Here is a 21,313-nt window from a genome sequence, read left to right as displayed (position 1 = left end):
GAGCAGCATCAATGACGGAGGGGGTCTCGCGCCGCCGGTTTGCCAAGCTGGCGGGATTGTCCGCAGCTGGGATTGCGAGTCCCCTTGTCGCCGAAGCCAAGCCGGCTCGGCCGCCGCGCAATGCAGGCGGTTTTCCGGCGGGCTTTCTCTGGGGCACGGCGACCTCGTCCTATCAGGTCGAGGGCGCGGTCGAGGAGGACGGGCGAGGGGCCTCGATCTGGGACAAGTTCGTCCGCATCCCCGGCAAGATCGAGGACGGCACCACCGGCGACCGCGCCAACGAGCACTATCACCGCTACAAGGAGGACATCGCCCTCATCAAGGAGCTCGGCTGCAAGGCCTATCGCTTCTCGGTGGCCTGGCCGCGGCTGTTCCCGGACGGCGACGGCAAGCCCAATCCGAAGGGGCTCGACTTCTACAATCGTCTCGTCGACGAGCTCCTGAAGAACGGCATCGAGCCGTGGCTGACCCTTTATCATTGGGATCTGCCCCAGTCGCTCGAGGACCGGTTCGGCGGTTGGCGTTCGACCGAGACCTGCAAGATCTTCGGCGACTACGCGGCCTATGTCGCCGCGCACCTCACCGACCGCGTCAGGAACGTGTTCACGTTGAACGAGAGCGGGCGCTTCGTCTATTTCGGTTACGGCGTCGGCATCGACGCGCCGGGCTTGAAGCTGCCGCAAGCCGATGTCAATCAGATCAGGCACAACAGTGCGCTGGCGCACGGGCTCGCGGTGCAGGCGGTGCGCGCCCATGGCCGCCGCGGCACCAGGGTGGGGCCGGCGGAGAACATCGATGCCTGCGCGCCTGCCTTCGACACGCCGGAAAACGTGCGGGCCGCGGAGATCGCGCTGCGCGAGATGAATGCCGGCTACCTCAACGTCATCATGACGGGCCGCTATACCGACGCCTTCCTAAAATACGCCGGGTCCAACGCGCCGAAATACACCGATGCGGAGCTCAAGATCATCTCTTCGCCGGTCGATTTTCTCGGTCTCAACATCTATGCGCCGCAGAACTACGTGGTGGCCTCCGACCAGGGCGCGGGCTTCAAGCCGCTGCCGATCCCGAAATCGTTCCCGCACATGAATTCGGACTGGCTGCGCGTCGGGCCCGAGACGATCTACTGGGTGCCGAAGCTGGCGGCGAAGATCTGGGAGACGGATGCGATCTATATCAGCGAGAACGGCACCTCCGGCGACGATGTGGTGTCGCCCGACGGCAAGATCTACGACACCGATCGCATCATGTATCTGCGCAACTATCTCGCCCAGCTCCAGCGCGCCACCGACGAAGGCGTGCCGGTGCGCGGCTATTTCCTCTGGAGCCTGATGGACAATTTCGAGTGGGTGTACGGCCTTAACAAGCGTTTCGGGCTGTACCACGTCAATTTCGACACCCAGGTCCGCACGGCAAAACTCAGCGCCAGCTTCTACCGCAACGTGATCGCGAAGAACGCGGCGGGGGCGTAGCTCTTCTCCCTCTCCCCGTTCTTACGGGGAGAGGGAGGGGTGAGGGGCTCTCTCCGCGAGTCCATCTGTCACCCTGTCACCGTTCTTGCTGAGGCTCCCCCTCACCCGGATTTTCCGCTGCGCGTAAAATCCGGCCCCTCCCCGCACGCGGGGAGAGGCGAAGGGCGAGCGCCGCACATTGACTCTCTTCTCCCCCTTATTCAAAACCGTTCTCAACACCCATAAACAAGAGGACGACGCCAATGCCTGACGCGCTGATCATTGATGCCTGCCGCACGCCGCGGGGCATCGGCAAGGCCGGCAAGGGAGCCCTGTCGGGCATTCATCCGCAGCAGCTCGGGGCGACCGTGCTGCGCGCACTCGCCGACCGCACCGGCATCGATACCGCCGATGTCGACGACATCGTCTGGGGCTGCAGCGCGCAGGTGGCAACGCAAAGCGGCGATCTCGGCCGCATGTCGGCGCTCGATGCCGGCTACGACGTGCGCGCCAGCGCGGTGACGCTCGACCGCTTTTGCGGCAGCGGCATCACCAGCGTCAACATGGCGGCAAGCTCGATCATGGCGGGTGCGGAAGACCTCGTCATCGCCGGCGGCTGCGAGATGATGTCGATGGAGGGACGCCGCGGCGGCGGTCCGATGATGATGGACGGCGGCAATCTGCGTCTGCGGGCACGGCATCCGCAGTCGCATCAGGGCGTCTGCGCCGATGCGATCGCGACGCTGGAAGGCATCACCCGAAGCGACGTCGACGCGCTCGGGCTGGAGAGCCAGAAGCGCGCCGCGCATGCGATCGCGAACGGCCACTTCAAGAACAGCCTCGTGCCGGTCCACCGCGAGGACGGCAGTCTGGCGCTGGATCATGAAGAATACCCACGGCCGCAGACCACGATGGAAGGCCTCAGCAGCCTGAAGCCGGCATTCCCCGCCGTCGCGGACTACGCGCTCGACGACAAGGGCACGACCTATCGCGGCCTGATCCTGCAAAAGTACCCTGATCTCGAAATCGACTTCGTGCATCACGCCGGCAACTCCTCCGGCGTCGTCGACGGCGCTGCTGCGATCCTTTTGGCCACGCCCGCTTATGCCAAGGCGCATGGTCTTAAAGCCCGGGCCCGCGTGGTCGCGATGGCCAACATGGGGGACTCGCCGACCCTCATGCTGAACGCACCGGTGCCGGCAACGCGCAAGGTGCTGGCCAAGGCGGGGCTCACCATCGACGATATCGACCTGTTCGAGATCAACGAGGCCTTCGCCGTGGTGGCGGAAAAATATATCCGCGACCTCAAGCTCGATCGGGCCAAGGTCAACGTCAACGGCGGCTCGATCGCGCTCGGCCACCCCATCGGCGCCACCGGCTCGATCCTGATCGGCACCGTGCTCGACGAGCTCGAACGGCGCGACCTCAAGCGCGGTCTTGTCACCATGTGCGCCGCCGGCGGCATGGCGCCGGCCATCATCATCGAGCGCGTCTAGCCAATCGCCCACTGACTTTCTCCCCATTTTTACGGGGAAGAAGACCGGCGACCAGCGATCCGACCCTTATTTTTCAGGGTGAAACACGACCGGCCTCTCATAAAGAGGCCGGTCGTCGCTTGTCGAAAGCGGCGAATCAGTTCTAGCAAGGTTGCGTGCGGGCCTTTGAAACAAGGCAAAAACCGCTGCCCGAGGCTTCATCCGCTCCGGAAGTAGCTAAAAAGCAGGGTTTTTTGTCACAGCAGGCCAGAAAAGCCCGTAATTTCGCGACAAAACTGTGCAGAAGGCTATAGGCCTTCAACGGTTGGTCTAATATGCAACCGGCAACGAATCAGAGGAGACACGATGCCAACCCAGATGTCCAAATCGCAATTGATCGAAAAGATTGCGACCGCCACCGAGCTTTCCAAGCGTGACGTCAAGAACGTCATGGAGACGCTGACCGATGTCGGCCACAAGGAGCTCAAGAAGAACGGCCTGTTCCTGGTGCCGGGCTTCGCCAAGTTCGTGGTCATCAAGAAGCCCGCGACCAAGGCGCGCAAGGGCACCAACCCGTTCACGGGTGAAGAGATGATGTTCAAGGCCAAGCCGGCCCGGAAGATCGTCCGCGCCCGCCCGGTCAAGGCCGCCAAGGACGCCGTGGGCTAACAACGCAAAGGCCCCCTCGAACGAGGGGGCCTTTTGTCTGGGGCTGCCGCGAGGGTTCGAGACGGAGGGCTCAACCCTTGCGGCGCTTCACTCGGACCGTAGCAGGCTGAAGCCGCGGCTCGGGTCCTGCGAGCCCATCGCGAATCCGGTCGATCGCGCGATCGAGCAATTGGCGCAGCCGCTGCGTCTTCCGCGACCGCTTCGCTCTTTCCAGCAGTTTCTTCATCGCCTTTACTCCGCCGCTTCCTTGGCTTCAGCCGGCTCGAGCGCCGCGGCGATGGCTTCGTCGACGCGCTCCAGCCAGATGAACTCGAGGGTGTCCCGCGCGCTCTTCGGGATGTCGTCATAGTCCCGCTTGTTGCGCGCCGGCAGCATCACCCGCTTCAGGCCGGCAGCAGCCGCAGCCACCACCTTCTCCTTGATGCCGCCGACCGGCAGCACCAGGCCGCGCAGCGAGATCTCGCCGGTCATCGCGGTGTCACTCCTCACCGTGCGGTTGGTGAGCAGGGAGGTCAGCGCCGTGAACATCGCAACGCCCGCGCTCGGCCCGTCCTTCGGTGTTGCGCCCGCGGGGACGTGAACGTGGATGTCGCTCTTCTCGAACGCTTGCGGATCGATGCCGAGCTGAGAGGACCGGCTCTTCACCAGCGTCAGCGCAGCCTGCACGCTCTCGCGCATGACGTCGCCGAGCTGGCCGGTCAAAATCAGCCCGCCCTTGCCGGGCACGCGCGTGGCTTCGATGAACAGGATGTCACCGCCGACCGGCGTCCAGGCAAGGCCGGTGGCAACGCCCGGAACGCTGGTGCGCAGTGCGATCTCGCCCTCGAAGCGCGGCTGGCCGAGGACGGTGGCGATGTCCTTTGCCGTCACCACGACCTTCGCGGCCGTGCCTTCGGCGACCTGCACCGCGGCATGGCGGAGCACCTTGCCGATCTCGCGCTCGAGGTTACGCACGCCGGCCTCGCGGGTGTAGCCCTTGACGATCAGCTTCAAGGCCTCCGGCTCGATCTCGGCCTGCTCGGCCGAGAGGCCGTTGGCCTCCAGCTGCCGCCGTACCAGATAGCGCCGCGCGATCTCCAGCTTCTCGTCCTCGGTGTAGCCGGCGAGGCTGATCAGCTCCATGCGGTCCAGCAGCGGACCCGGGATCTGGTCGAGCATGTTGGCGGTCGCGATGAACACGACGCGCGACAGGTCGAAGGGCACGCCGAGGTAATTGTCCCGGAACGTCCCGTTCTGCTCGGGGTCGAGCACCTCCAGCATCGCGGCGGACGGATCGCCCTGCACGCCACGGCCCATCTTGTCGATCTCGTCCAGCATCATGACGCAATTCCGCGCGCCCGCCTTCTTGATGCCCTGGATGATGTTGCCGGGCAACGCGCCGATATAGGTGCGGCGGTGACCGCGGATCTCGGCCTCGTCATGCACGCCGCCGAGGCTGACGCGTACGAAAGGGCGATCCATCGCGCGCGCGATGGATTGGCCGAGCGAGGTCTTGCCGACGCCGGGCGGGCCGACGAAGCAAAGGATCGGCGCCTTGCCCTGGGGGGCGAGCTTGCGCACCGCCAGATATTCGATGATCCGGCTCTTGATCTTCTCCAGGCCGAAATGGTCGGCATCCAGGATGGCTCGCGCCTCCTTGATGTCGATCGGCTTCTCCGCGGGCAGCGCCCAGGGCAGCTCGATCAGCCAGTCCAGATAGGTGCGGACCATGCCGGCCTCGCCGGCGGCCTCCGGCATGCGCTCGTAGCGGCGCAGCTCCTTCTTGGCATGCGCTTCCGCCTCCGGCGGCATGTTGGCCTTGGCGATCGCAGCGGTCAGCTCGGCGACCTCGGCCTGCTTGCCGTCGCCTTCGCCCAGCTGGCGCTGGATCGTCGCCATCTGCTCGCGCAGGATCGCCTCGCGCTGCCGCTCGTCGAAGGAGGCCTTGGTCTGCTGGCCGATTTCGTTGCTGATGCGCAGCACCTCCAGCCGCTCGGCCAGGTGCTTCGACACCTTCTCGACGCGGAGCGCGAGGTCGATGGTCTCCAGCACCTCCTGCTTGTCCTGCGGCTTGATGTCCATGAACGAGGTCGCCAGATCCGCCAGCGCGCCGGGCGCGCTGGTGCCCTGGAACATCGCGGCGAGCTCGGGCGGCGCCTGCGGCAGCAGCTCGATCGCCTCGATGGCCTGACGCTGCAGATTCAGCGCGCGGGCCTCGATCTCGGGTGAGGTCGTGGCCGGCTCGGGGATCTGCTGGAAGCGCGCGGCCGGGAACGGCGTCCCCGGCAGGAAGTCGAGGATGCGCGCGCGCTGCACGCCCTGGCAGACGATGTGATGGGTGCCGTCGGGCGCGGTGATGTAGCGCACGATGTTGGCAATGGTTGCGACCCTGTAGAGGTCGTCCGGCCCGGGGTCATTGGTCTCGGGGCTGCGCTGCAGGACGATGCCAATCGGCCGCTGCTCGCGCAGCGCCTGCTGCGCGGCGGCAATGGACTTCGCCCGGCCGATCGTGATCGGCGCGATCGCGCCCGGAAACAGCACCATCTCGCGCACGGGGACGATGATCAGCGCGTCGTCGGGGATCTTCACGTCGTTATTGCTTTGTTCGTTGTTCATCTGTTCGGTGGCCATGATCGACCTCAGGATTTCGCGAGGCGCAGTGCGACGCAGCCGTCCATCACGAAGCGGCTGATGGCGTAACGGCCGAGGGGCAATGCAATGCGGCGCTCAAAACGCCCTTGCGGCAGCTCGAGCCGATGGATGCGGGCGTTGCGAAGCTCCGGCGGGAGGGTGCGCTGACCCGAGATGACGAGCACGCCGTCATGGATGACGGTCTCGACATTGTCCGGATTGACGCCGGGAAGCGCGACCAGGATCAGGAGCTCACGCTCGGTCTCGAGCACGTCGATCGGCGGCTCCCAGCAGGCTTCCTGGCGGCCGAACTGCTGGCGCAGCCGATCGGCGCGGGTCAGCGAGTCCAGGGCTTCGGACAGCATCCAGTCGAGGGGATTTTTGGGTTGCATGATGCGGGCTCTGGGGTGGGAAAGCCTGCATATGGGGCCGGTTCCAAGGAAATCCAGTACGGTGGCGCGCACGTGCCATGCGCCGCCGTGCGATCAAGACAAGCGAACGCCGCGGCATGCGGCCGCGACGTTCCGTTCATTGGCAGGGCGCGGGCTCAGGCCGCCGCGCGGTACTCTTGTTCCGCTTCGAGGTTGATCACGGAGGTGGCGAGCTCGGTCAGCGTCTGATCGGTCGCCTCTTCCTCGTCCAACGTCTCCTGGAGCAGCCTTGCGGCGTCCTGCATGCCGAGCTCTTCGGCCCAGGTGCGCAGCGTGCCGTAGCGGGAGATCTCGTAGTGCTCGACCGCCTGCGCTGCCGCGAGCAGTCCGGCATCGAGCGCCGGCGCGCCCTTGAACTCCTTCATGATCTCGGCGCCCTCGTCGGCAATGCCGTTGATGGCCTCGCAGGGCTTGCCGCGTGCCGGCTTGCCCAGCATCTTGAAGATCTGGTCGAGCCGTTTGACCTGGCCCTGGGTCTCACGCAAATGCTTGTTGAAGGCGGCCGTAAGCTCCTTGGAATTCGCGGCCTTGGCCATCTTGGGCAGGGTCTTGATGATCTTGTTCTCGGCGAAATAGATGTCCTTCAGCGTCTCCAGAAACAGGTCGCTGAGCATCTTCGGCGCCTGACGCGGCCGGCGCGCCGCGGTCTTCTTGGTCGTGCGTTTCTTCGCTCGTTTAGCCATACGTCCTCCTCATGAGGTAACACGGGAAGGCCTCGCCCTCCTCAATCCTCAGGCGATCAAAGCCGCTCCACGAATGAAAGTTCCAAACTGCAACCGGCGAAGGCTCAGGTCGGGCGCTTGTAGGGATCTTCCTGGCGCTGCCGTGCCTCGGTGTTGCGATCGAGCTGCGCCCGCTCGCTGCGGCGCAAGTTGCCCGCCTTCATCACGCCGTAAACGAGCGCCCCGCCGAGCACGAACGCGCCGATGAACCAGAGCCAGAGCATCTGGGCCGAGGCGTGGCCCAGGAGCATGCTAATGCCGCTGTCGCTCATGATTGGTCTCCACGATTGTCCATTGCTATCACGCTGAGCTAAGTCGGCGGTCGAAACCTCGTTCCATGCGACCGCAGCCGGCGACGTCAGACCAGGTCGGTCAGCGGTTGCCGCACCGCTTGCGCTTTCGGCTCGCCGCCCCGGGCGGTGAAGTCTCCGGCTTCGGTGGAAGTCCGCAGCCATTTCGTCACGTCGCTGATTGCTTCCCGCGGCGAGTGGCCGAACTTGCGCAAGCCGCGAAAATATTCGAGCTGAAGGTGGGCCGACGTGCCGCGCTTGGGGATCGACTTCAGATGCTGGATGTCGTCTTCGATGCCGAGATGGTCGACGTGGGGTGCCACCATGGCGATCACCGAATCGAGCCAGCTTCTGAACGAGACCGGCTCGAACGAGACCAGGTCGATATAGGTGCCGTCGGTTCCGTAGCGCTGGGCGCGCCAGCGATTCTCCTCGACCAGCGCGCGATGCACGGCCGAGTAGGTGGCGTTCAGCTCGGGATGGTGGACGGCGTGGCGGACCAGCGCGCGGAACAGCGCCGCGATCGCCACCGAATCCGCGATCGCCGTGCAGCAATCGGTGATGCGCAGCTCGAGAGTCGGATGCTGCAGCGAGGGCCGCAGCGCCCACCAGACATAGGTGGCGTTGGGGACGATGCCGGCATCGACCAAGGTCTTCACGTAGGTCTCGTATTCGGAAAGGTTCCGAAACATCTCGGGAAAGCCGGTCCGGGGCAGGGCATCGTTGGCGGCATTGCGGTAGCCCAGCAATCCCGTCGGGTAGCCGCACCAGAACGGCGAGGAGGTCGAGAGCGCCAGCAGCAGCGGCAGGAACGGCACCAGGCGGTGCATGATCTCGACGCGCAAATCGGGCTCGGGGACCTCGACATGGACGTGCAGTCCGCTGATCGGGTTGCCGAGGCCGACCATCCCGAGATCGCTGATGACCTTGCTGTAGCGACGCTTGCGCGTCATGCGCTGCTGCTGCGGCTGCGCCAGCGGGTGTGTGCCGGCCGCGATGATGCCGACGCCGTGGTCCTTGCCGACCTCGGTGAGCACCGCGCGATAATGCGCGAGCTCGGCCAGCGCATCGGTCGAAGACGTCAGCGGCGGCGTCGCCACCTCGATCTGCGATTGCAGGATCTCGGTGGTCAGCCGCTCGCCGAGGCGCTTCTGCGCCGCGGCCATGTAGGGCTTGGGCAGCTCGGATCGCGGCGCCGCGGACTGGCGGTTGACCAGAAAATATTCCTCCTCGATGCCGAAGCGGTAGCGGTGCATCGCCTACGCCGCCCCTTGTGCCTTGGCGTGGCGGCGAACCGCGTCTCCAAAAGCCGCCAGAATGCGCGCCGAGGCGTGGTCGGAGCTCGCCCAATAATCGGGATGGAAAAGCGTGCCGAGCGCAAAATCGCTGGCGCCCTCGACGCTGACGGCCTCGATCGAGCCGTCGTCAGCGACGGCCTCCGCGACGAGACCCGGTGCGAGATCGGCGATCAGGAAGCTGTGCAGCGAATTCACTAGAATCGAATCCGCGCCGCAGATCTGCTGCAGGACGCCGCCCTTGCGCAAGGCCACCTTCTGCCGCAGCCGATAGCGGGCATCCTCGTTGTCCGCGTCGGGCGTGCCATGGCGTTGCTCCTCGGGCAAATCGTCTGGCTCTTTCGCCAGCGTGCCGCCGAAAGCGACGTTCAGCTCCTGGAAGCCGCGACAGATGAACAGAGCGGGGATGCCCCGCGCCAGCGCCCGCGGGATCAGGCGCAGCGCGACCTCGTCGCGGAATTCGTCGAACGGGCCGTCACGCTTCTCGTCGACCGTTTGTCCATAGCGGGACGGATGGACGTTGGTCTGTCCGCCGCCGACGAAGAGGCCGTCGAGCCTGTCCAGATAGGCATCGATGTCAGCCTCCGGCGCCGCGGGCAGAATCCGCGGCACGGCGCCGGCGACGAGGCCGATCGCATTGACGCAGACCATCGAAACGGCGGCGAGCTGTTCGCCGCGCGCGACCATGGAATCGGAGAGAATGCCGATCTGTGGTGCGCCGCTGCGCCCCTGCCACTGCCCGCGCGAGGCGCTACGCCGCCACTGCTGAAGGCCGTACGCCACGGCATCCGCTGCGCTGCCGAATTGATGAATCGCCGCCTTGAGCTCTCTGACGTTTGTCCCTAATCGAAGTGCCCAACGGCTGCAGGCAACGGGATCGTGCGGATCAATTCTGGAACGGGGCTCGTGCAATTGCTTCGGCTGCTTCTGTTCGTGTATCGATGCACAGTGAAACGGCAATCGTCGGGAATGGTTGCTTTGCGATTGCACCGTTCGATCTCATTGCCTCCGCACCAGCCTTAACTTTTGTTATGGCTCTCGCGCGTCCTCGGCATGCTGCTCGCCGCCTATTCCGTGCAGTTCGTTATCAACGGGGTCGGTCCGGATCGGCCTGCCCCAGCAGCTGCGACAATCTGTTAACCTGTCGCTATCCCGTTCGGCCGGAGTGTCACGGGATCCGGGACGCTTTCGCTTGCACTGTCATGTTGCTTTGACGTAACTCGGTCCAACAAGCCCTCGACAGGAAATCGACATGTCGATGACAGCGGACGAGCTCGGCAAGAGACAGGCCATTATCGACGCCTGCCGGCGCATGAACGCGCTCGGCATCAACCAGGGCACATCGGGCAATATCAGCGTCCGGCATGTGGACGGCCTCCTGGTCACGCCGACCAGCGTGCCCTATGAGGCCATGCGTCCGGACCAGATCGTCTTCATGGCCATGGACGGCTCGCACGCGCCCGACCAGAAGCCGTCGAGCGAATGGCGCTTTCATCGCGACATCCTGAAGTCGCGGCCCGACGTCAACGCCGTCGTGCATGCCCATCCGACCTATTGCACCATCCTGGCGATCATGGGCATGGAGATCCCGCCCCTGCATTACATGATCGCGGCGGCGGGCGGCGACAGCATCCGCTGCGCGCCCTACGCGACGTTCGGAACGGCGGAGCTGTCCGAGCACGCCGTGCGGGCGCTGGAGGGCCGGCTCGCCTGCCTGCTCGATCATCACGGCATGATCGCGATCGGCAAGACCCTGGACAAGGCGATGTGGCTGGCGGTCGAGGTCGAGACGCTGGCGCGGCAATATCACGGCTGTCTGCAGATCGGACAACCGCCGCTGCTCCCGAGCGAGGAGATCGAGCGGGTCCGTCAGCGCATGGCCGGCTACGGCCTGTCGGAAGGGTAGGGCGGGCCAGACGGTGTTAGTGCGGATCAAACATCTCGTGGATCGCAAGAAGACGAACCGCACCATGGTTCGGCTGCGCGCCCTGCTGCGCAGCAACGAGTTCTACCTGATCCCGCTGGCGCTCGTGATCGGCACGCTCGCGGGCGCGGTCGTGACGCTGATGGCCCACATCGCGCAGATCGCGCATGTCGTGATCTACGGCATTCCCATTGACGTCCACCTGTCGGCCCACGCGAGCGTCAGCCCATGGGCGGCACTGATCGCGCCTGCGCTCGGCGGGCTGGTGCTCGGAATCATGGAATGGTCGCGGCGGCGCATGAAGATATCGAACGCGGTCGATCCGATCGAGGCAAACGCGCTGCGGGGCGGCAATCTGTCGATGCGCGACAGCGGGGTGGTCGCAGGCCAGACCCTGATCTCGAACGGCTGCGGCGCCTCCGTCGGCCTCGAGGCGGGCTACACCCAGATCGGTTCGGGCATCGCCTCGTTGATCGGCAAATTCTTCAATCTCCGCCGCAACGATCTGCGCCTGATGGTCGGCTGCGGGGCCGCGGCGGCGATCGCGGCGGCGTTCGGCGCGCCAATCACCGGCGCCTTCTATGCCTGCGAGCTGATCGTCGGCGTCTATGCCGTAGGCAGTGCCGCGCCGATCCTCGCCGCCTCCCTCGCGGGCGCCTTGACCGCGCAATGGCTGGGCGGCGCGCCATACTCGCTGGAGATACCCAAGGTCAGCGCCGTCGGCGTCGAGCAATATCTGGCACTGATCGGGCTCGCCCTCATCACCAGCGGCGTCGGCATCGCCGTGATGCGCTCCTCGCCGATGTTCGAGCGGCTGTTCGCCTGGATGCCGGTCTGGCTGCGTCCTGTGATCGGCGGGCTCATCGTCGGCGGGTTCGCCATCATCACGCCGCAGGTTCTCGCGGCCGGCCATGGCGCCATGGTGCTCGATCTCTTCCACGACATGACGATCGGCCTGATCGCGCTGATCATCGCCTTGAAGGTGACGGCCTGCCTGATCTCGCTCGCCTCCGGCTTTCGCGGCGGCCTGTTCTTCGCCTCGCTGTTCGTCGGCAGCCTGATCGGAAAGTTCTTTGCCGCGGTGCTGCTGCTCATCAGCCCGAACTTCGCGATCGATCCGCTGGTGGCGATGTTGACTGGCATGGCGACGCTCGGCGTCGCTATCGTCGGCGGCCCGCTCACGATGTCGTTCCTCGTGCTCGAGATGACACGTAACGTCGACGTCACCGCCGTGGTGCTGGCCGGCTGCATCGTGACCTCGATCTGCGTGCGCTTCATGTTCGGCCATTCCTTCTCGACCTGGCGCCTGCATCTGCGCGGCGAGACCATCCGCAGCGCCAACGACGTCGGCTGGCTGCGCAATCTCACGGTCGAGCGCCTGATGCGCTCGGACGTCGGCAAGGTGCCCTCGACCACGACGATCGCCGCCGCGCGCCGCGAGTTCGCGCTCGGCTCGCGGCCGGGAATCGTCATCGTCAACAATACTGACGAATATATCGGCCTCGTCCTGCTGCCCGATTTGTTCTCCAGCGACCTCGACACCATCGCCGACGACATCCAGGTGGTCGAGCTCGCCCGCCTGATCGACATCGTGCTGATCCCGGAAATGAACGTGAAGTCGGCGATGGCGGTGTTCGACGAAGCCGAGGCGGAGATGCTGGCGGTGGTCGATTCCACCGACAGCCGCAAGGTGGTCGGCTTCCTCACCGAGAGCTTCGCCCGCCGCCGCTATGTCGAGGAAATCGACAAGGCGACGAGAGGCGTGCTGGGGGCGCTGTCGTAGGCGCGGTTACCGGCCGGGTGGTGCTGCGACGAGCCAGGCCACGATCCGGCGGACCAGCGGCAGCACCAGGAGCAGGGTCGGGAAGGCGACGAGCCAGGACAGTCCCCAGGCGCCCGGCCAGGCCGCCAGGAACGCCGGCGTTGCCCCCAGGCTCCGCAGCGTCGAAATGACCGATACCACCGCCGTCATGAGGATGGACAGCACGAATGGCGTCACGATCGGCGCATAGCGCGCCGGCAGTTTGCGAACCACAATCATCTGGTTTCTCTAGGAAAGGGCGCGTCGATCTCGGTGAACCTGGAAAATGGCATCGATCCCGACGGCGTCGGTTGATGCGTTGGTTCACGTAAACGCTTACGGCGACCGAAAACGGCGCGGCCGTTCATTAACCGCTCAGGTTGGCTGGTTCAAGCTGGGTCTGATCGTTCGGGATTTACAATCGTTCAAAGCGTGGCAGATCGCCGCGATCATGAAACCATTTCAGTGGTTTGCGGATTATAGATCGTTTGCTTATGTTTCTTTGGGCGAGAACAGAGGAAATTCGAACATGAGTATTGGACCCGTGATTTCCGCAGCCGGCCGCAACACGATCGTGGTCGCGCTCGCTGGCCTCGCCCTGATTGCGGCTTCCGCATCCCCGTCCGCAGCGGCTTCGGCCGGGACACCGGCCGCCAAGTCGGCTGTCAAGGCGGTCGTTGCCGGCCAGGCTGCCTCCGACGTCACCGATTTCAGCTCGCACCGGCGGCGTTACTATCGACGCGGGCCGAATGCCGCGGGTCTCGCCTTCATGGGCATGGCCGCAGGTCTGATCGGAGGCGCGATCGCCGAGAGCCGCCGCCGCGAATATTATGAAAACCGCTATTATTATGGCTATGGCCCGCGTTACTACGGCGGCCCTGGTTACTACGGCGGTTCCGGCTACTACTACGATCCGGGCTATCGTTACGCACCGTACTGAGCTCTCCAGGTCTCGACGAGCTCAATCTCGTCTCTCGTGGCCCGGATGGAGCGAAAGCGTAATCCGGGGCTGCGCGCTCGGCATCTTGCGCTGTCCCGGATTACGCTTTCGCTCCATCCAGGCTACGGGACCGAGGTGTGTCGCGGCGCTGTCAACCCGCTCGCGCGAAAATATTCCGCTTTACCGAAATTCGGAAATGACGTATGTGTCGCCCATCCCGGCTCAATCTCGAGGGGCGATCATGAGGTCGTCATTGTCGCGAGCCGGGCTTGCGGTGGACGCGGCAGCGTCGTGTACGAGAGCTGAGGGCAGGGCGGATTGCTCTCCGTGAGCCCCTAAGCTTCGTACGGACGAGCGGCGCTGTCAGGTTCGTCGCGCCGGCATTTCGATGGCAACGTGCACAACGCCGTCGAACCCTGCGGCGCCAACGGACCGCGCGTACGGCAAAACCGTGTGGTCCTGGCGTCCAGTGCTTTTTTTCGCCTCCAAAAATGGAGGGCAAATTCTTGAAATTAAAGAATAATTCTGATATTCGTTCGCAGGAGCGAGATGCCCGCCCGAGCCTGCTGGGCCCTGATAGGCCCTAGTTTCGCAGGGGTGCGCTGAGCCTTGCGGCGCGAACGTGCTTCGTGATCATGGCCCCTGAGCGAAAGCCTCGACCCACCCAAACGTTGATTTGCGTCAAGCTTTACTGCCCAGCGCGGCAATTCAATTCTTGCCAATGCTTAGGAAGACAATGGAGCCTAAGAATGCCTGCTTACATGATTGCACTGAACAGAGGCGTGCATGATTGGAAGAAACTCGACGAGTATTGGAAGGCAGCGGGCCCGTCCTTTGAGGGTCTGGGTGCCAAGCGCTTGGCCATTTACACTCCGCTCACCGCATTGGAAGTGATGGGTCCGCTTGAGGGTGCCGTCGTGATTGAATTTCCCGATTTGGACACAGCCAAGCGTTGGTATGAAAGTCCGGCCTATCAAAAGGCCAAGCAAATCAGGGACGGCGTGGCTGATACAGAATTATTCATTATTGACGGCGGTTTCGTCCCCGCCGAAGAACGTATGCCACACCTCAAGCGGCAGTCTTGAGCCACAACCCGCGCGTTGTTGCAATGGCCGCAGGCCTCGTTCCCGCAGATCGGACGTTCACCCGCTGGCATTCGCCGCTAGCGGTGCCATCATCGTCCTTTGAACGATGCGGCTCTCGGAGGGACGCGAGAGCGCGCCCAAGATCCTTGGTTGCAGTGACAGCGGGGCTACGTCGATCGGGCTCGATTGAATTCATAGGCTTGGAGATTGCATCGAGCAGCCCCAAGAAGAGGCGCACTGATGCCCAGCCGGGCTGCGCGTTCCGCTAAATCACCAATCGTATGCTCGCCTTCTGTGGGCTTCCCATCTTCCATATCGATCAGCATTGACGGCCCGTAGGTCGATCCCGCTTGAGAAAACATGCCACGCATAATGCCGGCCGTATCAGGAGCAGGTGGGGGGGCTGGCGGATAACCTGCCGCCGTCACCGCACTCGTGCATTCATCAATTACATTAGAAACAAACGATGGTCCGGACGCTGACGCGGCAATTGCCCCCGCCCGGGACCTCGTCAAGGTTGCTACTGTCGCGCTGATAACAAAACCGAAGAATTTGGCCCACATCATCGCGATTATGTTGTCGCTGATCTGTACGGGGATTCCGCCTGCTTCCAGCGCGGCTTTGATCGCTGCACAACGGTCGGAAGGCCGGCCGTCCAGCTCTCCTATGACGTTGAGATTGATCCGTAACTGGCTCTGCTGGATGGTCCGTCCGGCATCAAGGCGGTATTGATGGTCGTTAGACCGCCCAGCACACGCGCTTGGCCGAACCGTTCCGTTAGAACATCTATATGACGAACGCCATTCAGTACGGGAACGATCACGCTGTGTTCGGCCATGGCCTGAGCCATTGCGCCCATGGCACCGTCTAAATCGTAGGCCTTGCAGCACAGCAGAATAACATCGTACGTCCCATTCAGCTTCGGCTGCTCAACAGTCTTGACCTTCGTCCGGAGTTCACTGCCATCCTGTAGCTTTACGATCAGGCCGTGCTGCTCAAGTTGGGCGGCGCGCTTGGGCCGGACGAGGAATGTCACGTCAGCGCCGCCTTTGATTAGCATTCCGCCAAAATAGCCGCCGAGCGCGCCCGCACCTAATATTAGGTACCGCATTTGCTGCTCCCATGTCCGCCGCTTTGGAAGAAGCATCAAAGCATGACGAGTAGCCTTTGGGATAGAGTTAATGATCTAACGGGACACAACTGTGGGTGTTCGGGTGGCGGCAGTCGGTCCCCTGCAGGCGGCCATCAGGGTCTTATGACGGTGCTGCTACTGCGGGGGGACGTGCGACCGCCCCTATTGTCGATATTTGGCGGGAAAAAATTCGTGGTTGCAGTTGCGGGGCTCGTCAGAAGGTCTGCTCCAAATCTATCTTGCCACAGGTAGTGATATCACAAATGTCGAGCCTTGGGGCCCCGATTTGCTGAGAAACAAACGACCTTCATACCTCTCGATAATCGTGGAGCATATCGCCAAACCCAATCCCATGCCCGCCGGTTTGGTCGTATGGAACGGCTCAAATATCCGCTTCTGCTCCGGCGGGGGCACGCCGATGCCAGTATCCTGGACCGACAATTGAACGAAAGAGCTTTGATCAATCCGAGTTTCGATGGTCAATCGTCGGCTGCTTGGGGGAATGGAAACCATCGCCTCGATGGCGTTTTTCAACAAGTTCAGTACTACCTGCTGTAGCTGTCGGGGATCAGCACGCACGAAAGTAGCTTCGGTCCGAAACTCCGTCGCCACGAGAACTTCATTGAACTGCAGTTCGTGCTGCAGCAACCGTAACACTTGCCGCGCGATGTCCTCAATGCTGATCAGGGCCACGGCTGGTTGATAGGCAGCATCCTTAAACAGCGCGCGAACGCTTGCGATTGTTTCGTTGACCCTAAGGCTGGCTACTCCAATGTCCTTGAGGATGGCGCGCGCCTCATCGACCTTAGGAGGTTGTGCGGCAAGTTGCTGCTGAGCGGTGTCCGCATCCAGCGTTATTGCTCCCAGCGGTGACCTGATTTCGTGAGCGATCGCCGCGGTGGCTGCATCAATGCTATCAATTCGGTTGGCACGCTCCCTCCGCTGCATCACTAAGGCGCTGGCCAGCCGCGAATAGAGCACAGTCATCTCTGTGACCAATACGGCCAGCAGCAAACAGCTTGCGATCAGCGCAAATCCACGAGCGGTGTACCATCCTACTGAAAACCGAGTGGAGCCCGCATATATCGCCACAAGAAAGTTGGGAAGCGCTGCAAACAATGTGACCATCAGCCACAGATCGAGCACCGTGCGCCTTCGGACAAAAAGCACCAGAAGCACGAGGCAACCCAACAGCGATAGACCGATGTTAAATTGATTGCTGAGCGGTGTCTGCAGCATAAGACCTGTCGTGAAAAACTGCGGCAGATGCTTAGTTTCCTTTATCGCCAAAAATGAGAGCAGAGCTATTGTCCCAAACACCCAAGCCAGCGTTATTGCTATACTTGCCTTCGTCGAGAGCCTTGACGTCTTTCCCCTGTCCTTCATCAGCGCATAGGCAAGAATACTGAGCGGAAAAGTGGTGTACCAAAGGACAAAAAACCAAGCTGGCGTGTTGTAAACGTCACCTATGAGCCCGTTTGGGGCGTAGCTGCCGGGAAAGCTGAGTGTCTGTAGGAAAGCAAACGAACCAGCGAAGATGTATCCGCCAGCTACGGCGAGCAATGCGCTGTGTGGCTGCACCGCGTATTGCGCAAATAACAGGGTCGCCGTTATCAGATCCGCTGCGCTCATTACCGTCTGAACAACGGGAATGAAACTGTCAATTCTCCCGGGTTGTCGGCTCACGAAAGGAAGAATAAGCGCTGAAACGGCCAGCAAGACGACCACGACACCGACAGCTACCGCTCGGTGGGGCGCGGTGTAAGGCATCAAGGCGACCACCATCGGAGGATCGCGATCTGCAGTCAGCACAAACTGGCGTGGATCATCGTTCAGCATTTCTGGTCCTATCGGCGGCCGATGTTCGCAACATACCGAAGGCTTTGGCGCTCGTGCAATGATGCATCTTTCCCGAACCAGATAAGCCAAGGTCCTATGCGTCGGATGTAGAAGTGAGCTATCCTTCTGCAACGCAGCAGGATCCATGACGATGCCTGAGACCGTTACCGTTGGAGGCCCGCCCGTCGTCGAGCCCGTCCCTCCAGCGCGATCTAGAAAGCCCGCGACGGTCAGTGCATCGGTGCCGGCCGCTCACCTCGACTGCAGCCGGACCTATCCCGACAAGCTCGAAGCCGAGGGCGTGATCCAGCGACAGAGTGACGGCTTCCCGCTCGACCAGAGCCGCGTTGCGTACCTCCGGCACTTGCGGCGCGAACGGCAGCAATCGTCGCGCAGTGAGGCTGACGAGGTCGATGCTCTGATCGATCAACGCGCGGGCATCACCCTGACGCACGTGTCGGGCACCGCGGCCCGGTGCTCGCGCGACATGCAGGTGCGGCGCACCATCGACGCCGTAGTGCTACAGATCAGACGCGAGCTGGCGGAAGCTGCTCTCGCCAAGGCGGACGAATGGGAGAGCCGCCGCTCGGCGGGGAGGACTGAGGGCAGCGGCGTTCGCGCCCTTGACCGTTCGGTTGTGGTCGCCGCGTGATTGGCTGCTATCCGTAGCGGCTTGCCGACTGCCGGACCTTTGGGCGATCTTTCGCGGTCATGGGCACCAAATCTCTCGAGAGCATCTACGGCGCGTCCGTTCGGGCAGCGGCCGAGCAGGCGGCGGAAGCACGCAAGAAAGCAGACCGGCTCGCGGTCGAAGCGCGGAACGCTCGCATGCTTGGCTTCAAGGGACCGGCCCAGCCGTCCTCAACGCTGGGCGATGCGCTCAACGCCGCTTACGGCTATCTGGAGGTGCGGTGTATCGGCTGCGACACCAACCAGACCTTTGCTCTGGACATCGTTCGGCGGCCAAAGTGCACGCAGGTTCATGAGCTGGAGCGGTACATGCGGTGCAAAAACTGCTCGCAGGTGCGCGGCTATCCGTACAAGCGCAGCCAACTGGTCGCGCTGCGACCGACAAAGATTTCGACCAGCAGTCCGCCGTCAACATGGTGGCCCGGGGGGCGGTAGGATGACTGATTGGATTGAACTGGGACTGCGCGACCGATGATACAACCCCAACTCCACATGACCTTCGGTTGGCGTCACAAGCTCATCAAACAGCACGATTTTTTTGTTCAACAGATGCGCGCGCGCATCCTTGCTCAATTCTCGGAGATCGAAGCAGAAGCCGAGAAATATGCCGAAGATGAATATGAGCGCATCGGAAGCTCGCCAGGCAGCGAATACGATTTCTACGATTTGGCGCATGTGGCCGAGACAGCGAACGATAATGCCCTTGAGTTCTATTCGCTACTCGACGACCTAAGGAAACAAGCGACGCTGAGCGCCGTTGCTGGAATGTATCACCAGTGGGAAAAGGAACTTCGGAAATTCCTTGAACTGGAGATGCGTCACTATTTCAAAGCCGCCGCAGTGAAACAACATGCTTGGGTAAAGGATGTCCGGAACCTTTTTGATATTCTCAAGGAGTTCGGCTGGGACTGTACCGCACTTGCATTCTTTCCAAGGATCGATGCCTGTCGCTTGGTCGTGAACGTCTAGAAGCATGGCAAAGGAAGATCGCTTGACGAGCTACACGACAAATATCCTCAGTATCTCAACAATCCGATGCGAGAATTTAAAATCTTCGACGGCCATCTCGATCATGAATGGCTGGAGGTATCGGATGAGCAGGTTTCCGAATTTGCCGCGGCGATAAGGGAGTTCTGGGCGACTTTCCCTGAGCTGCTGTACTGGCAAAAGCCATAGTCCAACCAAGCCGCCATCGCTGCGCTGCTTCGCGTCGTTAACCGATACGTCGGCAACCTCGCGCCGATGCCGGCGTCTTTCCGAGATGCGTGGATGCGCGCATCGTGGGTCAGGGCATTGCAACGCCCGCTGCCAGATGACGCGCTCAAGATTGTCGCAAGGGGAGGAGATAAGGAGGATGTCGCCCTTGCTGCACCACAGTAACTGACCCTTCCCGAAACAATCGGCCTTCTCAAGCCTTGCGACGACGCCCCCGGGTTGTACAATCGTCAGGTGTTTAGGGCGGCGGGCGTGGCGGGGAAAACGGCAAAACCAAAGGAGCCGGTGGTTGACCGACGTTGGGCTGAAACAGCCGCAGCGCGCAAGACGCTTATGTCATGGCCCTCGTGGTCCGATCCGGAGCCGCCTACGCCGAGCACTAAGCCCATGTCGAGATCGGATCTGCATACCGTAGCCGCTGAGACAACGGAGGTGGTCATTCCGCTGGGCGACGAAAACGGGGTCGGTCTGGAAGGCGTCCGGCTTCGATTAAGTGCTTGGGCCTATCGCCGCCAGCATGAGGTAACGGCGACGCTGGAGATCACGGGTGGCCGACGTTCATTTGTGAACATCGCCCGCGTTGACGCTTGGCCCGCTGACCCACACTTCAACACTCTCGCTCGCAAAACTGCAGGTTTGGGACACGTGCCACCGGTGGTCGAAGAAAGCCACGTCCACCGCTTCGAGGACAACGCGAAGGTCGGGGGCAAAGCCTTTCTGCCCCCTTACAATCTGCCCATTGCCGTGCCGGTCGCGGAACCGTTAACGAGTTTTCGGGGCTTTTTGCGTACGGTGGCGCAAGAGTTTAATATCCAAGGGCTGGACGATTTCCCCACCCCGCATTGGCAGGAGTACTTGCTCTGATCGAACTCCAAAAATCCATTGCCCAGATAGCGGACGAAGTGGCCCGGGCTCTCATCCGGATCACCCCAGCGACGGACGCCGCGCGTCTGTCTCTGCCGCTGCTTTACCCTGGCGGCTCAATGGTCGGCGTCGAAATCTCTCGTCTGCGCGATGGCTTTCTCGTCAGCGATGCCGGAGGAGCGCGACGAGAAGCCGGTCTCATGGGCGGCGAGAAAACGTTCGTGCGACTTGCTGGCGATGTTGCCGAGCGTTTCGGCGTCCGCTTTGGCCGAAACATGATTTTCGAGATGGAGGTCGGGGTTGAGGAGCTGGTTGTCGTTGTCGCATCTGTCGCGAACGCGGCAAAGACCGCCGTCGAGAATACGGCCACCATTCTTGCCATGACCGAACACGCTGACGCGCGGGCCGCGCTTTGGGATAAGCTAGATCGCGTCTACGACCATAGAAAAATCAAGCAAAGGGCAAAGATCAGGGGCAAGTCGGATACGTGGGAGTTCGATGCTGCGGTGGAAGCTGATGACCATGTTGCGCTCTTTGAAGTAATTAGTCCGAACGCCAACGCCGTAAATAGCGCTGTGACGAAATTTCTAGACGTACAAGATATCGGAGTCGGGGCTCCGACGCGCATCGCGGTCCTGACGCGAAAAAACCAAACGCCGCATCTCCCAGTATTGGGGCGGACAGCAACGCTGCTTCCAATTGATGCACCGAACGACGCGTTTTTGCGTGCCGCATAGCCGACTGGCGAGCATCTGTGGTCGAGCTGTGCATGTGATCACCTCCTGCAACGTCGCAGTGACCCATCGAATTCCGAGCGTCGGCCACGGAGCTGCAGCTGCTGCGAGCTAGGACGCGGCTGACATCGACAGCAAAGTCATTG

Annotated in this window: 22 protein-coding genes and 1 pseudogene; 13 read left to right on the top strand and 10 right to left on the bottom strand. The window is 62.4% G+C overall.

Translation table 11 applies throughout. The features are described 5' to 3' along the window. Positions 1–11 precede the first annotated feature (11 nt). The 3 genes from I6F09_RS18245 to I6F09_RS18235 all read left to right on the top strand — a co-directional run bounded on the left by I6F09_RS18245 (position 12) and on the right by I6F09_RS18235 (position 3,595). The gene (locus I6F09_RS18245; RefSeq protein WP_225188694.1) at positions 12–1,472 is read left to right on the top strand and encodes a GH1 family beta-glucosidase; all 1,461 of its coding nucleotides are present in this window, start codon (positions 12–14) and stop codon (positions 1,470–1,472) included. Positions 1,473–1,714: 242 nt separating this feature from the next. Beyond that, positions 1,715–2,947, top strand: coding sequence for an acetyl-CoA C-acetyltransferase (locus I6F09_RS18240; protein ID WP_225188693.1), 1,233 nt, complete (start codon positions 1,715–1,717; stop codon positions 2,945–2,947). Between the two features lie 345 nt (positions 2,948–3,292). Then, complete coding sequence (locus I6F09_RS18235; protein WP_018320691.1) at positions 3,293–3,595, top strand: HU family DNA-binding protein; 303 nt, start codon at positions 3,293–3,295, stop codon at positions 3,593–3,595. Positions 3,596–3,665: 70 nt separating this feature from the next. Here the strand turns inward: I6F09_RS18235 and I6F09_RS18230 are convergent, their stop codons facing one another. From I6F09_RS18230 to I6F09_RS18200, 7 genes are all read right to left on the bottom strand, one after another. Then, on the bottom strand, positions 3,666–3,821 hold the full coding sequence (locus I6F09_RS18230) for a hypothetical protein (RefSeq protein ID WP_225112009.1): 156 nt from the start codon (positions 3,819–3,821) through the stop codon (positions 3,666–3,668). Between the two features lie 5 nt (positions 3,822–3,826). After that, positions 3,827–6,205, bottom strand: a complete 2,379-nt coding sequence (gene lon / locus I6F09_RS18225) for an endopeptidase La (RefSeq protein ID WP_225188692.1) — start codon at positions 6,203–6,205, stop codon at positions 3,827–3,829. Positions 6,206–6,213: 8 nt separating this feature from the next. Then, complete coding sequence (locus I6F09_RS18220) at positions 6,214–6,597, bottom strand: Hsp20/alpha crystallin family protein (RefSeq protein WP_024342525.1); 384 nt, start codon at positions 6,595–6,597, stop codon at positions 6,214–6,216. A 155-nt stretch (positions 6,598–6,752) separates the two neighbouring features. Then, positions 6,753–7,319 carry a ferritin-like domain-containing protein gene (locus I6F09_RS18215; protein WP_036042072.1) on the bottom strand — a complete coding sequence of 189 codons (567 nt, stop codon included), beginning with the start codon at positions 7,317–7,319 and terminating at the stop codon, positions 6,753–6,755. A 104-nt stretch (positions 7,320–7,423) separates the two neighbouring features. Further along, on the bottom strand, positions 7,424–7,630 hold the full coding sequence (locus tag I6F09_RS18210; RefSeq protein WP_036007833.1) for a hypothetical protein: 207 nt from the start codon (positions 7,628–7,630) through the stop codon (positions 7,424–7,426). 86 nt (positions 7,631–7,716) lie between these two features. After that, positions 7,717–8,904 (bottom strand): carboxylate-amine ligase, encoded by a 1,188-nt coding sequence (locus I6F09_RS18205; RefSeq protein ID WP_225188691.1) that lies wholly within the window; start codon positions 8,902–8,904, stop codon positions 7,717–7,719. 3 nt (positions 8,905–8,907) lie between these two features. Then, entirely contained in the window at positions 8,908–9,726 is an 819-nt protein-coding gene (locus I6F09_RS18200; RefSeq protein ID WP_244608944.1) for a gamma-glutamyl-gamma-aminobutyrate hydrolase family protein, read from the bottom strand. A gap of 469 nt (positions 9,727–10,195) precedes the next feature. On the opposite strand from I6F09_RS18200, the gene I6F09_RS18195 reads away from it, so the two are divergent. Next, the gene (locus I6F09_RS18195) at positions 10,196–10,849 is read left to right on the top strand and encodes an L-fuculose-phosphate aldolase (RefSeq protein WP_225188690.1); all 654 of its coding nucleotides are present in this window, start codon (positions 10,196–10,198) and stop codon (positions 10,847–10,849) included. A 13-nt stretch (positions 10,850–10,862) separates the two neighbouring features. Next, the gene (locus I6F09_RS18190) at positions 10,863–12,650 is read left to right on the top strand and encodes a chloride channel protein (protein ID WP_225150426.1); all 1,788 of its coding nucleotides are present in this window, start codon (positions 10,863–10,865) and stop codon (positions 12,648–12,650) included. Between the two features lie 6 nt (positions 12,651–12,656). On the opposite strand, the gene I6F09_RS18185 is transcribed toward I6F09_RS18190, so the two are convergent. Beyond that, positions 12,657–12,908, bottom strand: coding sequence for a DUF2798 domain-containing protein (locus tag I6F09_RS18185; RefSeq protein WP_036042074.1), 252 nt, complete (start codon positions 12,906–12,908; stop codon positions 12,657–12,659). Between the two features lie 289 nt (positions 12,909–13,197). Here I6F09_RS18185 and I6F09_RS18180 point away from each other — a divergent pair, with 289 nt between their 5' ends. Beyond that, positions 13,198–13,608, top strand: coding sequence for a hypothetical protein (locus I6F09_RS18180; protein ID WP_225133400.1), 411 nt, complete (start codon positions 13,198–13,200; stop codon positions 13,606–13,608). Positions 13,609–14,357: 749 nt separating this feature from the next. Beyond that, positions 14,358–14,693 (top strand): DUF1330 domain-containing protein, encoded by a 336-nt coding sequence (locus I6F09_RS18175; protein ID WP_225188689.1) that lies wholly within the window; start codon positions 14,358–14,360, stop codon positions 14,691–14,693. Positions 14,694–15,357: 664 nt separating this feature from the next. Here I6F09_RS18175 and I6F09_RS18165 read toward each other — a convergent pair. Both I6F09_RS18165 and I6F09_RS18160 read right to left on the bottom strand, forming a co-directional pair. Then, the gene (locus tag I6F09_RS18165) at positions 15,358–15,804 is read right to left on the bottom strand and encodes a 2-dehydropantoate 2-reductase N-terminal domain-containing protein (protein WP_225188688.1); all 447 of its coding nucleotides are present in this window, start codon (positions 15,802–15,804) and stop codon (positions 15,358–15,360) included. Positions 15,805–16,059: 255 nt separating this feature from the next. Next, complete coding sequence (locus tag I6F09_RS18160) at positions 16,060–17,664, bottom strand: MASE4 domain-containing protein (protein ID WP_225188687.1); 1,605 nt, start codon at positions 17,662–17,664, stop codon at positions 16,060–16,062. 151 nt (positions 17,665–17,815) lie between these two features. Here I6F09_RS18160 and I6F09_RS18155 point away from each other — a divergent pair, with 151 nt between their 5' ends. The 6 genes and pseudogenes from I6F09_RS18155 to I6F09_RS18130 all read left to right on the top strand — a co-directional run bounded on the left by I6F09_RS18155 (position 17,816) and on the right by I6F09_RS18130 (position 21,170). Beyond that, on the top strand, positions 17,816–18,316 hold the full coding sequence (locus I6F09_RS18155; protein ID WP_225188686.1) for a hypothetical protein: 501 nt from the start codon (positions 17,816–17,818) through the stop codon (positions 18,314–18,316). Between the two features lie 59 nt (positions 18,317–18,375). After that, complete coding sequence (locus tag I6F09_RS18150; protein WP_225188685.1) at positions 18,376–18,789, top strand: hypothetical protein; 414 nt, start codon at positions 18,376–18,378, stop codon at positions 18,787–18,789. Positions 18,790–18,846: 57 nt separating this feature from the next. After that, positions 18,847–19,323 (top strand): hypothetical protein, encoded by a 477-nt coding sequence (locus I6F09_RS18145; RefSeq protein WP_225188684.1) that lies wholly within the window; start codon positions 18,847–18,849, stop codon positions 19,321–19,323. A 288-nt stretch (positions 19,324–19,611) separates the two neighbouring features. Further along, a pseudogene (locus I6F09_RS18140) lies at positions 19,612–19,734 on the top strand (SOS response-associated peptidase); the annotation flags it as partial. Between the two features lie 267 nt (positions 19,735–20,001). Beyond that, complete coding sequence (locus I6F09_RS18135; RefSeq protein ID WP_225188683.1) at positions 20,002–20,433, top strand: hypothetical protein; 432 nt, start codon at positions 20,002–20,004, stop codon at positions 20,431–20,433. Beyond that, positions 20,412–21,170, top strand: a complete 759-nt coding sequence (locus I6F09_RS18130) for a hypothetical protein (protein ID WP_225188682.1) — start codon at positions 20,412–20,414, stop codon at positions 21,168–21,170. Before I6F09_RS18135 ends, I6F09_RS18130 begins: the two co-directional genes overlap by 22 nt. Positions 21,171–21,313: the final 143 nt, after the last annotated feature.

The sequence above is a fragment of the Bradyrhizobium sp. IC3195 genome (assembly GCF_020193585.1).
Classification (GTDB): Bacteria; Pseudomonadota; Alphaproteobacteria; order Rhizobiales; family Xanthobacteraceae; genus Bradyrhizobium; species Bradyrhizobium yuanmingense.
This window is presented reverse-complemented; position numbering and strand designations above follow the sequence as displayed.